Genomic DNA, 14449 nt, shown 5'->3' with positions numbered 1-14449 from the left:
CGCCAGCCCTAGGCCCGATTGCGAGCCTGGGGCCGCGTGTGCTTGATATCCGGCAGGACTCACCCACGCGGACCACGATGCGGCTTGCACTCTTCGCCGATGTTCACGCCAACCGGCAGGCCTTCGCCGCCTGCCTCGACGCCGTGCGGGCGCGCGGCGCCGAGCGGCTGATCTGCCTCGGCGACATCGTCGGCTACGGCGCCGATCCGGAATGGGCTGTCGACACGGTGATGGACCTCGTCGACAAGGGCGCCATCGCGGTGCGCGGCAATCATGACAATGCGATCGGCGTGCCGAGCGACAGCATGAATGCCGAGGCGCAGGCCGCGATCGACTGGACCCGCAACCGGCTCAGCGGCGAGCAGAAGGCCTTCCTCGCAGGCCTGCCGATCCTGCGCGAGGAAGACAACCGTCTCTACGTGCACTCCGAGGCGTCCGATCCCGCGAAGTGGCGCTATGTCCGCGACACGTCCGATGCCGCGCGCAGCATGATGGCAACCGAATTGCAGATCACGTTCTGCGGCCACATCCATCGTCCCGGCCTCTACTCGATGTCCTCGACTGCGAAGATGACGAGCTTCGTTCCGACCGCGGGCATGCCGGTGCAGTTGCTGACGGGCCGGCGCTGGCTTGCCGTACTGGGCTCGGTCGGCCAGCCGCGCGACGGCGATCCCGCGGCGTCGTTTGCGATGTTCGATACCGCGAGCCGCGAGATCACCTATCATCGCGTGCCCTACGACGTCGCGACCGCCGCGGCGCGGATCAAGGCGAACGGCCTGCCGCTCTGGCTCGCCGACCGCCTGCCGCTCGGCAGGTGAGCCGATGGCGGCGCTGACGATGCAGCCGGGCGCCGAGATCGATGGCTTCACCATCGGCGAACGCGTGCATCGCGGCGGCATGGCGACGCTGTGGACCGTCACCCATCCCGGCATCAACGTGCCGCTGCTGATGAAGGTGCCGCTGACCTCGGAGGGCGAGGATCCGGCCGCGATCGTCAGCTTCGAGATGGAGCAGATGATCCTGCCGCGGCTGTCCGGGCGGCACGTGCCGGCCTGTTTCGGCACCGGCGACTTCGAGCGCCAGGCCTATGTGGTGATGGAGCGTATCCCCGGGCAGACGCTCTACAAGCGGCTCGACGCGTTGCCGTTGCCGTATGACGAGGTGAGGGTGATCGGCGGCAAGGTCGCGACCGCGCTCGCCAGCCTGCACCGGCAGAACGTCATCCATCACGACATCAAGCCGAGCAGCATCATGCTCCGCGACCGCGGCGAGGCGGTGCTGATCGATTTCGGCCTGTCGCATCACCAGCATCTGCCGGACCTGTTGCAGGAGGAATTTCGCCTGCCTTACGGCACCGCGCCCTACATGGCGCCGGAGCGCCTGCTCGGGGTGCGCGACGATCCGCGCAGCGATCTGTTTTCGCTCGGCGTGCTGCTCTACTTCTTCACCACCGGCGTTCGCCCGTTCGGCGAGACCGAGAGCCTGCGCGGCATGCGCCGGCGGCTGTGGCGCGATCCGTACCCGCCGCGCAAGCTCAAGCCCGACTATCCGCCCTGGCTGCAGGAGATCGTGCTGCGGTGTCTCGAGATCGATCGGGCGGCGCGCTATCCGACCGCGGCCCAGCTTGCGTTCGATCTCGGCCATCCCGAGCAGGTGAAGCTGACCGCGCGGGCGCAGCGGCTCAACCGCGATCCGCTTAGCACGGTCTGGCGCCGCCGTTTCAATCTCGGCGCGGTGCCGCCGCAGCCGAAGTCCAACGTCGCGGCCCAGCTCGCATCGAGCCCGATCGTTGCCGTTGCGCTCGATATCGGCGAGGAGGCCGGGGCGCTGAACGACACCATCCGCGTCATCGCCGAGCGGGTGCTGTCGACGTCGCCGTCGGCACGGCTCGCCTGCGTCAACGTGCTGAAGCTCAATCGCCTGGCGATCGACCGCAGCCATGACGAGCAGGGGCAGAACAAGCATGTCGACCGCCTGGTGGCGCTCCAGCATTGGGCGCGGCCGTTCAAGCTTGCGGATAACAGGCTGACCGTTCATGTGCTGGAGGCGATCGATCCTGCGGCCGCCATCCTGGAATTCGCCGCGGTCAACCTGGTCGACCACATCATCATCGGCGCGCGGCAGGACTCGATGCGGCGCGCGCTGCTCGGCAGCGTGTCGGCCAAGGTCGCCACGGAGGCGCCGTGCACGGTGACCGTGGTGCGGCCGTCGCGGCTGACGCCGGCGACGGATGCCGACGAAGGCGACGGCGCGGCGGACCAGGCGGCGAACGCCGCGGTCACGCCGCCCGCGTTGTACTAATCAGATCGCTTCGCCGCGCGCTTCGGCCGCCGCATGGCGGATTGCGGCGATGTTGGTCTTGTAGGCCTCGATGGTGCCGCCCTTGAACACGGCGGAGCCTGCGACGAAGGCGTTGGCGCCGGCGGCGGCGAGCTGACCGGCAACGTCCGGCGCGACACCGCCATCGACCTCGATGTCGATCGGACGGCCCGCGACCATCGCCCTGACGTCAGAGATTTTACCGATCGCCGAGCGGATGAAGGCCTGGCCGCCGAAGCCTGGATTGACCGACATGACCAGCACGAGGTCGATCAGGTCGAGCACATATTCGATCGCGCTCGCCGGCGTGCCGGGATTGATCGAGACGCCGGCCTTCTTGCCGAGCGCACGGATCGCCTGCAAGGAGCGATGCAGATGCGGGCCGGCCTCGGCATGCACGGTGATGTGGTCGCAGCCCGCCTTGGCGAAGGCCTCGAGATAGGGGTCGCAGGGCGAGATCATCAGATGCGCGTCGAAGATCTTCTTGGTGTGCGGCCGCATCGCCTTGATGACGTCGGGGCCATACGAGATGTTGGGCACAAAATGCCCGTCCATCACGTCGAGATGGATCCAGTCGGCGCCGGCCTGGTCGACGGCGCGGACCTCCTCGCCGAGCTTTGAGAAATCCGACGCCAGGATCGACGGAGCGATGACGAGGGGACGCGGGGTGAATGACTGAGTCATGTCAGCAGTTCCGGAAGACTTCAGGGGGCGACGGGTAAGGTCCGCCTAACATGCGGACGCGCGGCGGGCAATGCGAGCGGTCGGCCTGCCGGGAGCGGAAAATTCTGCCGTCGGCGGCAGCTCTTGCCGGGTGCGCGGAACCCGCGTCGATGCGCCAAGGCCTGGTTTTATTGGGTTTTTGCCATGGCACGCGCCTTGCTCAGCCACTGGCATGCGTTCGAGCCGCAAGGCGCGGCTCTGTTGGAGTATTGCCATGTTATTTGCAATTGGCGCTGCGTCGTCGGCCATTGATCTCCTGAGCTCGCTGATGTCGTCGAAGTCGACGACCCAGACCGGCAGCTCCAGCCAGGGCAGTCAGACCACCGGGCTGTTCGACCTCTCGACCGCGACATCGACCAGCAGCACGAGCACCAGCACCGGATCCGGCAACTGCGCCCCGCAGATTTCGCCGCAGACCATGAGCGCGCTGCTCGACGCGCAAAGCCAGTCGCAGACCACCGCGTCGACCAGCACGTCCTCGACCAGCCGGTCGGATGCGCTGAAGGACCTGTTCTCGCAGATCGACGCCGACGGCAACGGCCAGATCACCCAGTCGGAGTTCGAGAACGCGCTCGGCGCCGGCGGTACCAACACCGCGCAGGCCGACGACGTGTTCTCCAAGCTCGATAGCAATGGCGACGGCAGCGTCAGCCTCGACGAGATGTCGCAGGCGTTGCAGGGCCACAAGGGCGGCAGCCATCACCATCACAGGGCCAGCGGCTCGACCGATGGATCCGGCTCCAGCAGCAGCTCGGGCTCCGATCCGCTGATGCAGGCGCTGGACGGCGCCACCTCGACCTCGGTGACCAACAGCGACGGCTCGACCACCACGACGACGACCTATGCCGACGGCTCCAAGGTCTCGATGACGACGCCGCCCACGGCTTCCAGCACCAGCAGCACGAGTTCGTCATCCGCCACCAGCAATGCGACCTCGTCCTACAATTTCATCGAGCAGCTGATCCAGCGCCAGTCGCAGGCGATCTCGGCGCAGGCGTCCGCGTCGGTGTCGGTCAGCGCGTGAGGAACGTCCTGTCGCGTCACAATCAGTCCATCACCGCATCCTGAGGGGCTTGCGAAGCAAGCGTCTCGAAGGACGAGGCCACCGGCGGGGCCTCATGGTTCGAGACGCGCGTTCCGCGCTCCTCACCATGAGGGTTAACCGAACCGGTCCTTCCAGCTCGGCAGCGCGCCGGGGAAGGGCAGTGCGGTCGCTGAATGGACGCCGCGGGCGATCGCGCGCGCCACCGTGTTGGCCGCGATCGCGCCGAGCCTGGTGAGGCCGAACAGCGGATCGATCGGCCTGGCGCCGGTCGCGGCGGCAAACACCACATCGCCATCGAGCGGGGCGTGCACCGGATAGATCGCGCGCGCCATGCCGGTCTGCGCGATCATCGCAAGCCGCCGCGCCTGCGGTTTTGTCAATTGCGCATCGGTCACCACCACGACCAGCGTGGTGTTCTCGGCGGCGGTGGCGTCCGCGCCGCCCTTCAGCCGGGGCTTCAGCATGTCCTGACTGAACGATGGCGGCAGGCCGCGCCCGCCGAACTCGCCGTCGACCTCGAACGGCGCCGCCCAGAACCAGGGGCCGTTGCCGACCGTGACGCTGCCGACCGCGTTGACCACCGCGAGCGCCGCGACCTTGACGCCGTCATCGGTCACGTCAGATGCCGAGCCAAGCCCGCCCTTCAGATTGGCCGTGGTCGCGCCCATGCCGGCGCCGACGCTGCCGAGCTCGAAGTCATCGGAGGCGGCATTTGCCGCCGCGTAGCCGAGATCGCGATAGGGCGGAAAGCGTCCCCACGCCTTGTTGCCACCGTTGAGCAGATCGAAGCAGATCGCGCCAGGCACGATCGGGATCACTGCGTCGCGAATCCGGAAGCCGCGGCCGCGCTCGGCGAGCCAGGCCTGCACGCCGCCGGCCGCGTCGAGCCCGAGCGCGGAGCCGCCGGACAGCGTGATGGCGTCGATCGCCTCGACGACGTTATGCGGAGAAAGCAGCGCGTCCTCGCGGGTGCCGGGACCGCCGCCGCGGACATCGATCGAGGCGACCGCCGGCCGCTCGAACAGGATGGCGGTGACGCCGGAGGCGATCACGGCGTCGTCGGCGTGGCCGACGCTGACGCCGGCAATATCGGTGAGAAGGTTTTTCACGATCCGTCCATCCTGCTTTCCGATTGATCCGGTATAGCAGCCGTGGTGGATGCATCAACCGCCGGGCAGGGGCGGGCGGGGACCTGCGGTAAGACTTGCAGGTCTCGGGTCAAAAAAACGCCCCGGCGAACCGGGGCGTTTCGTGTCTCTGATGGGATCAGGTGCGCGAGGCTCAGGAGCCCTTCGGATTGATCTCGGTGTAGTTGCCCTTGGCGTCCCACTTGTAGACGACGTAGTCGATCGCCTTGATGTCGCCCTTGGCGTCGAAGGCCATCTTGCCGAGCACGGTGTCCCACTCGCCGGCCTTGATGGTGTCCATCACCTTCTTGGCGTCGGTCGAGCCGGCCTTGGCGACGGCCTGCGTCCACACCTGCATCGCGGCGTAGGTGTAGAGCGTGTAGCCCTCGGGATCGATGTTCTTGGCCTTGAACTTTTCGACGATCGCCTTCGCGGTCGGCTTGTTGCGCGGGTCGGGGCCGAAGGTGAACAGCGTGCCTTCGGCGGCCGGGCCGGTGATCGACGCGAACTCCTTGTCGTTCATGGCGTCGCCGGCCATCAGCACGGTCTGCAGGCCCTGGTCGCGCATCTGGCGCAGGATCAGGCCGGCTTCCTGATGGTAGCCGCCGACATAGACCAGATCGATGTTGTCGCGCTTCAGGCGCGAGACGATCGAATTGAAGTCCTTGTCGCCCTTGTTGTAGGACTCGAACATCTTCTCCTGGAAGCCTGCCTTGTTCAGCGCCTTCTTGGTCTCGTCGGCGAGGCCTTTGCCGTAGGTGGTCTTGTCGTTCAGGATCGCGACGTTCTTGCCCTTGTAGTTCTTCATGATGTAGTCGGCGGCGACCAGGCCCTGCTGGTCGTCACGGCCGCAGACGCGCGCCACGTTCCAGAGCTTGCGCTCGGTGAACAGCGGGTTGGTCGAGGCCGGGGTGATCTGCAGGACGTTGGCGTCGGCATAGGCTTCGGAGGCCGGGATCGAGGACGACGAGCAGAAATGGCCGGCCACGAACGGGATCTTCGAAGAGCCGATCTTTTCAGCGATCGAGCGCGCCTGCTTCGGATCGCAGGCATCGTCGTCGGATTCCAGCGCGAGCTTCTTGCCGAGCACGCCGCCGGCGGCGTTGATGTCGGCGACCGCCTGCTCCGCGCCGTTCTTCATCTGCCGGCCGAAGGCGGATTCGGAGCCCGTCATCGGGCCCGCGACTGCGACGGTGATGTCTTGCGCGAACGCGCTCGCCGATAATGCGAACGAAGCGCCCAATGCCAGGCCGATCAGCTTCAGTGATTTCATGAGACGTCCCTCGTGGTCGTTGCCTCTTGCGGGAAGGGCCCGGCGCGCCGAGCCCCAAAACCGCAGGCATTCTCGGCTGATTTTGCCGCGAAGTCACCGGCAATTTTCAGGCAAATCGACGCTGCATCAGCCGCATCTTGCTGCAGGAGCGGCAGGAAACGTGCAATCAGCCCTGGCGACTAGCTAGCCGTGGCGGCCGCCTTCCAGATAGGCGGCGCGGATTTCCGGGCGCTGCAGCAATTCGCTGCCGGTTCCGGTCAGCGTGATCAGGCCGTTGACCATGACATAGCCGCGATGGGCGAGCTTCAGCGCATGGTTGGCGTTCTGCTCGACGATCAGCACGGTGAGGCCGTCCTGCCGGTTCAGCGTGCGGATGGCGTCGAAGATCTGGCGCGCGATCAGCGGCGCGAGGCCGAGCGACGGCTCGTCCAGCATCAAGAGCCGCGGCCGGCTCATCAGCGCGCGGCCGATCGCCAGCATCTGCTGCTCGCCGCCCGACAGCGTGCCGCCGCGTTGTGCGATGCGCTCCTTCAGGCGCGGGAACAGCGCGAACACGCGCTCCAGCCCGGCCTCGCGTTCGGCCTCGCTGCATTCGGTGGCGTCGGCGCCCATCTGCAGGTTTTCCGCGACGCTCATGCGCGGAAAGATCCGCCGGCCCTCGGGCGATTGTGCGATGCGCAGCCGCGCGATCTCATGGGTCGGCACGCCGGTGATGTCCTGGCCGTCATATTCGATGGTGCCGGCGCGGGCGCGCGGCCGGCCGAAGATCGTCATCATCAGCGTCGACTTGCCGGCGCCATTGGCGCCGATCAGGGCGACGATCTCGCCGGGGTTGATCTCGATATCGACGCCCTTCAGCGCCTCGATCTTGCCATACGCCGCACGCACGCCGCGCACCGCGAGCAGGGGTATGGTTGCCGGTAGCGCGCTCACGTGCCGCTCTCCATCACGGCGATCGCTTCTTCCTCGTCGGCGCCGAGATAGGCGGCGATCACCTTGGGGTCGTCGCGCACGGCCTGCGGCGTGCCTTCGGCGATCTTGACGCCGTAGTCCATGACCACGACGTGATCGGATATCTCCATCACGACCGACATGTCGTGCTCGATCAGGAGGATCGAGGTGCCCTGTTCGTTGCGGATCGACAGCAGGAGCTCGTTGAGCCCGCCGCTCTCGCGCGCGTTCAGTCCCGCCGCCGGCTCGTCGAGGCAGAGCAGCGCAGGCTCGGTGCACATCGCGCGCGCGATCTCGAGCCGGCGCTGGTCGCCATAGGGCAGGTTGCCCGCGGCATCGTCGGCGCGGTCGAGCAGGTTGACGCGGTCGAGCCAGGTTCGCGCCAGATCGATGGCGCGTGCTTCGGCCTCGCGCCAGGACGGCAGACCGAGCAGGCCGAGCAGGGTCAGGCCCGAGGCGCGCATCAGCGCGTTGTGCTGGGCGACCATCAGATTCTCCAGCGCGGTCATGCCGGGAAACAGCCGGATGTTCTGGAAGGTGCGCGCCACCTTGGCCTGCTTGGAGATGCGGAAGTCGTTCAGCCGCTCGAGCTGGATGCTGCGGCCGTCGTCATGGGTGAGGCGGATCGCGCCGCCGCTCGGCCGGTAGAAACCGGTGATGCAGTTGAAGACGGTGGTCTTGCCGGCGCCGTTCGGCCCGATCAGCGCAGTGATCTTGCGCCGCTCGGCCGCAAAGGAGAGCTCGTTGACCGCGACGATGCCGCCGAAGCGCATCATCAGGCGGTCGACGCTGAGGATTTGGTCGCCGCTCATCCGTGGCCCTCCTTGACGAGGTCGGACGAGATCGCCTGGTTGCGCTCCAGGAACACGGTCGGCGCGCGATGGCCGATCAACCCGCGCGGCCGCCAGATCATCAAGAGCACCATCGCCATGCCGAACACCAGCATGCGGTATTGATCGAGGCCGCGGAACAGCTCGAAGCCGCCGATCATGGTGAGCGCCGCGAGCGCGACGCCGAGCTGCGAGCCCATGCCGCCGAGCACGACAATCGCGAGCACCAGCGCCGATTCCTGGAAGGTGAAGGATTCCGGGCTGATGAAGCCCTGCCTTGTGGCGAAGAACGCGCCGGCGAGACCGCCGAACATCGCGCCCGTCGCGAATGCCGTCAGCTTGGTGGTCGTGGTGTTGATGCCGAGCGCGCGGCAGGCGACCTCATCTTCGCGCAGCGCCTCCCAGGCGCGGCCGATCGGCAGCCGCCGCAGCCGGATCGTCACCCAGTTGGTGAGCAGCGCCATCGCCAGGATCAGATAGAACAGGAACACCAGGCGATGGGTCGGCGAGAATTCGATGCCGAGCTTGGCGGCGAGCCCGTCATCGCCCGGCGTCAGCGGAATGCCGAACATGGTCGGGCGCGGAATGCCCGAGACGCCGTTGGGGCCACCGGTCAGGCTCTGCCAGTTGATGATGACGAGGCGGATGATCTCGCCGAAGGCGAGCGTCACGATCGCAAGATAGTCCCCGCGCAGCCGCAGCACCGGGAAGCCGAGCAGCACGCCCCAGAACGCCGCCAGGATGCCGGCGAGCGGCAGGCAGACCCAGAACGACAAGCCGAAATTGGTCGCGAGCAGCGCGTAGGAATAGGCGCCGACCGCATAGAAGGCGACATAGCCGAGGTCGAGCAGGCCGGCGAGGCCGACCACGACGTTCAATCCCCAACCCAGCATCACATAGGTCAGAACCAGGATCGAGAGGTCGAGAATGTAGCGCTGATTGTAGAAGATGACGGGGACGAGGAAGGTGAACACCAGCAGCGCGGGCGCGAGCCAGCGGCCGGCGAACGACATCGCCGACCGCACCGGCTTCGGCACGATGCTATCCTTGTCGACCGGTCCCCACCATTGCCGCAGCAGCTCGACGATGATGCTGCCGCCGAACACGGTGCCGACCAGGGCTGCGAGGTCGCCGAACCGCGTCCAGTAGATCAGTCCGCCTTGCGGTCCGGCCTCGGTGCGGATGCCGATCATCAGCGAGAACAGCACCAGCGCGACGGCGGCGCTGATCAGGGCTTTCTTGAGAATGAAGGCGCTGCCGGAAGGCTGCGCGGCGTGCGAAGGGCGGGCTGAGGTCGCGCTCACGAAGTGCCTGTCAGACTTTTTCGACTTCGGGACGGCCAAGCAGGCCGGTCGGCATGAAGATCAGCACCACGATCAGGATCGAGAACGCAGCGACGTCCTTGTACTCCACCGAGAAATAGGCCGACCAGAACGTCTCGATCAGGCCGATCGCGAGCCCGCCGAGCATCGCGCCCGGCAGCGAGCCGATGCCGCCGAGCACCGCGGCGGTGAACGCCTTGATGCCGGCGACGAAGCCCATGAAGAAATCGACCAGGCCGTAGTACAGCAGGTACATCATGCCGGCGACCGCGGCGAGCGCGGCGCCGATCACGAAGGTCATCGAGATGGTGCGGTCGACATCGACGCCGAGCAGCGCGGCCATGGTCTGGTCCTGCTCGCAGGCGCGCATGTCGCGGCCGAGCCTCGTGCGCGAGACCAGCCAGGTGAACAGCGCGAGCACCACGATGGTGGCGAGCACGACCATGATCTGGACGTTGGAGAGCTGCACGGCGAAGCCTTGCGAGCCTTCATGCAGCGTGTAGCCGCCGGTGATGATCGGCGGCACCGGCTTGACGCGCGCGCCCTGCGACACCTGCGAGAAGTTGGTCAGCACGAACGACATGCCGATCGCCGACAGCATCGGCGCGAGGCGGAACGAATGCCTCAGGGGCCGGTAGGCGATGCGCTCGATGGTCCAGCCATAGAGCGCGGTGATCGCCATCGAGACCAGCAGCACGATGAGCAGGATGACGGGGATCGCGGTGAGGCCGAGCGACACCAGCACCAGGAACGAGATCAGCGCGATGAAGCCGCCGATCATGAAGATGTCGCCATGGGCGAAGTTGATCATGCCGACGATGCCGTAGACCATCGTGTAGCCGATGGCGATCAGGCCGTAGATCGAACCGAGCACGAGGCCGTTGATCAGTTGCTGGGCGAAATAATCCATGCGCTGCCGTAACTCGAGGGGTGACGCGGCGAGGGCCCCCGGCAGCCTGATCCGTCGCGTCGTGTCATTTTCTAACAGCGGAACCCCGGCGGCGGCAACAGCGTGGCAGCAGCAGAAAGGGCTTGTACATAACTATTTTGGCCGGTGCGCTTCCGATGTCACAGGGCCAACACGGCGTTGCCCGGCAATGATCACGCCGGAACCCGTGTTCCCCGAGCAACTGCGCTCGTAACGAGTGCGTTGTCCCCAGCTTCATCCAAGCCAAGGGAGCACCCGAATGAGTAATGAGAACCAGAATCCGGGCCAGCAAGGCCAAAAGCCGGCTCAAAAGCCAGATAAAAAGTCGGGTCAGCAGCAGCAAGGCGGCGGCCAGAAGCCGGGCCAGCAGCGGCAGGATCCGGGGCGGCCGGGCGAGAAGCCCGATCCGGAGCGCTAGTCCGGAGACGCTGAGCAAAGATCAGTTCCAGAAGGGTCCCGCCGAAGGGCGGGGCCTTTCTTTTTGCCTCGTTCTGGCACGGCGTGCCGGCCGTCCCCAGCCATCCCCAGGGCAGTTAAGGTAAACAAAGGGTTTAAATTGCCGCCGGCAATTGATCGGCGTTACCTCGCACGCTGAACCGCCGCCAATCCAAACGGCGCCGGAAGCATGGGAAGCGGCAATGTCGAACAACTGGCGGATCAGCTCCTTCAACGGCGCGCTGCTTGCGGCCTATTTCATCCCGGTCTGGACCATCATTGCGTTCAGCATCATGGTGTCGCCGATCCACGGCCTCTATGAGCGGCCGAGCGTGTCGATCGCGCTGTATGCGAGCGACTATCTGCACCTCGGCAAGATGGCGACGGTGCGCCTCGCCTGGCTGCTCGCGCTGGCGCGGATCACCGTGGTGGCGTTCTTCGCCGTGTTCCTCGCGATGGCCGCGTTCTCGCCGCTGCGCAAGAGCAGCAGTGGCAGCGACGAGGCGCTCGCGGTGGCGCTCTGCCTCGGCAGCGTGCTCAGCTTCGCCAGCATGATGATGGCCTCCAAGGTCGGCGAGATCGAAGCGATGCGCATGCATGCATCCGAGCTTCTGATGCTGCTCGGCACCGCGATCGTGATGCTGTTCGAGACGTCGCCGAAGCCTGCGCGAGCGTCTGCCAGCGAAGCAATCGCCACCGACGCGGACGCACCGGCAGGCGGGCTATCCCTTCAGCAGCCCTAGTTCGGCGATGATCGCGCCGGCTTCCTTGACGGCGTGATTGGCCGCGGGCACGCCGCAATAGATCGCCTGCTGCAGCAGGATCTCCTTGATGTCGTCGGGCGTGAAGCCGCCCTCGGCAAGCGCCGCGCGCACATGCAGGCGGAATTCGTCCCACTGGCCGAGCGCGACCATGGTGCCGATCACGAGCACGCGGCGGGTGCGGTGATCGAAATGCGGCCGGGTCCAGATGTCGCCCCACGCATAGCGCGTGATCAGGTCCTGGAAGTCGGTGTTGAACGCGTTGCGGTTCTTGATCGACTTGTCGACCCATTCATTGCCGAGCACCTTGCGGCGCTGCGTCATGCCGTCGTCGCGGCGCTGATTGTCGTCCATTGATGTCTCCTCTTGTCATTGCGAGGAGCGAAGCGACGAAGCAATCCATGCCTCGGCAAGCGGTGACATGGATTGCTTCGCTCCGCTCGCAATGACGCTCTCGGCGGTTAGCGTTGCGTCAGGAAGCCGACCACGGCTTCGGTGAAGGCGTGCGACTGCTCGACATTGGAAATATGCGCGGCGTCGAGCAGCGTCATGCTGGCGCCGGGAATGCCGCTGCGGATCATTTCACTCGCCGACACTGGCGTCGCCATGTCCTGCTTTCCTGCGATCACCAGTGTCGGGCTCTTGATCCTGGGCAGCAGCGCGCGCTGGTCGAGCGTCGACAGCGCCTCGCAGCAGGCGAGATAGCCCTCGACCGGAGAGGCAATCAGCATCGCCTTCATGCGCGCGGTGGTCTCCGGCTCGCGCTCGCGGAAATCGGCGGTCAGCCAGCCCGCGATCACGGTGTCGGCGACGGCGGCGATGCCGCCTTCCTTCACCGCCTTGATGCGGTTCAGCCAGTTGGTCGGATCGGGATAGTAGCAGGCGGTGTTGGCGAGGATGATCTTGCCGGATCTTGCAGGTGCGTTGGCGCCGAGCCATTGCCCGACCATGCCGCCCATCGACAGGCCGCACCAATGCACCTTCTCGATGTTGAGATCGTCGAGGATCGCGAGCACGTCGCGGCCGAACCGCTCCATCGAGTAGGGGCCGGCCGGCACGCCTGACTTGCCGTGACCGCGGCGATCGTAGCGGATGACGCGGAACAGCTGCGTCAGCGCCGGCATCTGCGGCTCCCACATCTGCAGCGTGCAGCCGAGCGAATTCGACAGCATCAGGGTCGGTCCGCCGTCGCGGCCGTCCACCTGGACGTTGAGCAGGCATCCATCGGCGTTGATCATCGGCATCGTCTTGTCCCTCTCGTCATGCGCGGACGTGATCCGCGCATCCATCGTAAACGAATTTCCTTGCGATGATGGATTGCCGGGTCAAGCCCGGCAATGACATCTCGCTATTTCTCATCAAGCGAAGCCAGCAGGCGGTCGATCAGCGCCTGCGAGGCGCCCTGATAGGCCATCGGCTCGAACAGTTCCGCGATTCGCCTTGCATCGAGATGCGCGGAGACCTTCGCATCCGCCGACAGCACGTCGCGCAGATGCTTCTGCTCCGCGACCGCTGTCTTGCTGGCGGCCTCGATCAGATGATGGGCGTCGCTCTTGCCGATCTTGTCGGCCAGCGCAAAGGTGACGGCTTCCGCCATGATCAGCCCATGCGTCGCATCGAGATTGCTGCGCATGCGGGCCGCATCGACCTCGAGCCCTTCGGCGAGATCGACGATCGCAGCGAGCGCCCCTGACGTCACGAGCATCAGGCCCGGCAAGGTCGGCCATTCTGCATGCCAGGGGCCGGCGCTGCGCTCGTGGTCCTGCACCTGTGCGGCGAAGATCGTGACGGCGAGATTCGGCGCCATGGTCGCAGCGCCGAGCGCACTCGCCGCCGCTACAGGATTGCGCTTGTGCGGCATGGTGGAGGAGCCGCCGCGGCCGGCGCCGGCGGGCTCGAACGCCTCGCCGACATCGGTCTGCATCATCAGCGAAATGTCGCGCGCGATCTTGCCGCAGGTCCCGGCGAGGATCGCGAACACCGATGCGGCCTCGGCGATGCGGTCGCGGTGGGTGTGCCAGGGCGCATCCGGCAAGGGCAGGTCGAGCTCTTTCGCAAGCGCTGCTGCGACCATGAGGCCCTTGTCGCCGAGTGCGGCGAGCGTGCCGGCGGCACCGCCGAATTGCAGGGCCAGGGTCTCGCGGCGCAGGCGCAGCAAGCGTGCGCGGGAGCGGTGCAGGGCCGCGGCATATTCGGCGAGCTTTAGCCCGAACGGCATCGGCAGCGCATGCTGCAGCCAGGTCCGCGCCACCATTGCGGTGTCGCGATGGGCGCGCGCAAGCTTGGCAAAGCCGGCAACGGCGCGGGCGAGGTCGGCCAGCAGCGCGTCGATGCCGGCGCGCAGCGACAGCATGGTCGCGGTGTCGATGACGTCCTGGCTGGTCGCGCCCCAATGCACATAGCGCGCCGCCTCGGCATCCGCCTTGGCGACATCAGCGGTCAGGGCCTTCACCAGCGGGATTGCCAGATTGCCGGACCTTGTCGCGGCGTCGGCCAACGCGGCCTGATCGAATGATTCGGCCTTGCAGGCCGCGGCGATCGGCCCGGCGCTGGCTGCGGGAATCACGCCGCAGGCCGCCTCGGCGCGGGCCAGCGCGGCCTCGAAATCCAGCATGTTCTGCAGCGTGGCGGTGTCGTCGCACACCGCGCGCATCGCGGCGCTCGACAGCATCGGGGCAAGCAGGGGGGAGAGGGCTGTGCTCATGGCGCGCGACCTAACCACTGTCGCGGACAGA

Annotated in this window: 15 protein-coding genes; 5 read left to right on the top strand and 10 right to left on the bottom strand. The window is 66.5% G+C overall.

Annotated elements, in window-relative coordinates; genetic code table 11:
* Positions 1 to 77: 77 nt before the first annotated feature.
* Positions 78 to 818 carry a metallophosphoesterase family protein gene (locus tag ACVILL_RS39105; RefSeq protein ID WP_456733894.1) on the top strand — a complete coding sequence of 247 codons (741 nt, stop codon included), beginning with the start codon at positions 78 to 80 and terminating at the stop codon, positions 816 to 818.
* A gap of 4 nt (positions 819 to 822) precedes the next feature.
* Positions 823 to 2301, top strand: coding sequence for a serine/threonine protein kinase (locus tag ACVILL_RS39100; RefSeq protein ID WP_456733893.1), 1479 nt, complete (start codon positions 823 to 825; stop codon positions 2299 to 2301).
* Here ACVILL_RS39100 and rpe read toward each other — a convergent pair whose 3' ends face one another.
* Positions 2302 to 3003, bottom strand: a complete 702-nt coding sequence (rpe, locus tag ACVILL_RS39095) for a ribulose-phosphate 3-epimerase (protein ID WP_456733892.1) — start codon at positions 3001 to 3003, stop codon at positions 2302 to 2304. It lies immediately after the preceding gene.
* Positions 3004 to 3256: 253 nt separating this feature from the next.
* Between rpe and ACVILL_RS39090 the strand changes: the two genes are divergently transcribed.
* Positions 3257 to 4066, top strand: a complete 810-nt coding sequence (locus ACVILL_RS39090; protein ID WP_456733891.1) for an EF-hand domain-containing protein — start codon at positions 3257 to 3259, stop codon at positions 4064 to 4066.
* A 134-nt stretch (positions 4067 to 4200) separates the two neighbouring features.
* On the opposite strand, the gene ACVILL_RS39085 is transcribed toward ACVILL_RS39090, so the two are convergent.
* The 6 genes from ACVILL_RS39085 to ACVILL_RS39060 all read right to left on the bottom strand — a co-directional run bounded on the left by ACVILL_RS39085 (position 4201) and on the right by ACVILL_RS39060 (position 10500).
* Positions 4201 to 5196 carry a P1 family peptidase gene (locus ACVILL_RS39085; protein ID WP_456733890.1) on the bottom strand — a complete coding sequence of 332 codons (996 nt, stop codon included), beginning with the start codon at positions 5194 to 5196 and terminating at the stop codon, positions 4201 to 4203.
* 172 nt (positions 5197 to 5368) lie between these two features.
* Positions 5369 to 6487, bottom strand: a complete 1119-nt coding sequence (locus ACVILL_RS39080; RefSeq protein WP_244071219.1) for a branched-chain amino acid ABC transporter substrate-binding protein — start codon at positions 6485 to 6487, stop codon at positions 5369 to 5371.
* Between the two features lie 183 nt (positions 6488 to 6670).
* On the bottom strand, positions 6671 to 7420 hold the full coding sequence (locus ACVILL_RS39075) for an ABC transporter ATP-binding protein (protein ID WP_456733889.1): 750 nt from the start codon (positions 7418 to 7420) through the stop codon (positions 6671 to 6673).
* Entirely contained in the window at positions 7417 to 8250 is an 834-nt protein-coding gene (locus tag ACVILL_RS39070; RefSeq protein ID WP_456733888.1) for an ABC transporter ATP-binding protein, read from the bottom strand. Before ACVILL_RS39070 ends, ACVILL_RS39075 begins: the two co-directional genes overlap by 4 nt.
* A complete protein-coding gene (gene livM, locus ACVILL_RS39065) occupies positions 8247 to 9572 on the bottom strand; it encodes a high-affinity branched-chain amino acid ABC transporter permease LivM (RefSeq protein WP_456733887.1) in 1326 nt (441 codons plus the stop codon). Before livM ends, ACVILL_RS39070 begins: the two co-directional genes overlap by 4 nt.
* 10 nt (positions 9573 to 9582) lie before the next feature.
* Positions 9583 to 10500: an ABC transporter permease subunit gene (locus ACVILL_RS39060; RefSeq protein WP_456733886.1), complete on the bottom strand. Its 918-nt coding sequence runs from the start codon at positions 10498 to 10500 to the stop codon at positions 9583 to 9585.
* Between the two features lie 277 nt (positions 10501 to 10777).
* Here ACVILL_RS39060 and ACVILL_RS39055 point away from each other — a divergent pair, with 277 nt between their 5' ends.
* Positions 10778 to 10936, top strand: a complete 159-nt coding sequence (locus ACVILL_RS39055) for a hypothetical protein (protein WP_456733885.1) — start codon at positions 10778 to 10780, stop codon at positions 10934 to 10936.
* 220 nt (positions 10937 to 11156) lie between these two features.
* Positions 11157 to 11696: a hypothetical protein gene (locus tag ACVILL_RS39050; RefSeq protein ID WP_456733884.1), complete on the top strand. Its 540-nt coding sequence runs from the start codon at positions 11157 to 11159 to the stop codon at positions 11694 to 11696.
* Here the strand turns inward: ACVILL_RS39050 and ACVILL_RS39045 are convergent.
* The 3 genes from ACVILL_RS39045 to ACVILL_RS39035 form a co-directional block, all read right to left on the bottom strand.
* A complete protein-coding gene (locus tag ACVILL_RS39045) occupies positions 11676 to 12068 on the bottom strand; it encodes a carboxymuconolactone decarboxylase family protein (protein ID WP_016840410.1) in 393 nt (130 codons plus the stop codon). The two genes, ACVILL_RS39050 and ACVILL_RS39045, sit on opposite strands and share 21 nt — an antisense overlap.
* A 107-nt stretch (positions 12069 to 12175) precedes the next feature.
* Positions 12176 to 12958 carry a 3-oxoadipate enol-lactonase gene (gene pcaD / locus ACVILL_RS39040; RefSeq protein ID WP_456734462.1) on the bottom strand — a complete coding sequence of 261 codons (783 nt, stop codon included), beginning with the start codon at positions 12956 to 12958 and terminating at the stop codon, positions 12176 to 12178.
* Positions 12959 to 13062: 104 nt separating this feature from the next.
* Entirely contained in the window at positions 13063 to 14418 is a 1356-nt protein-coding gene (locus tag ACVILL_RS39035) for a 3-carboxy-cis,cis-muconate cycloisomerase (RefSeq protein ID WP_456733883.1), read from the bottom strand.
* Positions 14419 to 14449: the final 31 nt, after the last annotated feature.

It is taken from the genome of Bradyrhizobium sp. USDA 3364 (genome assembly GCF_054056355.1).
Note: the sequence above shows the minus strand (reverse complement) of the source record. Positions and strands in the feature narration are given on the sequence as shown.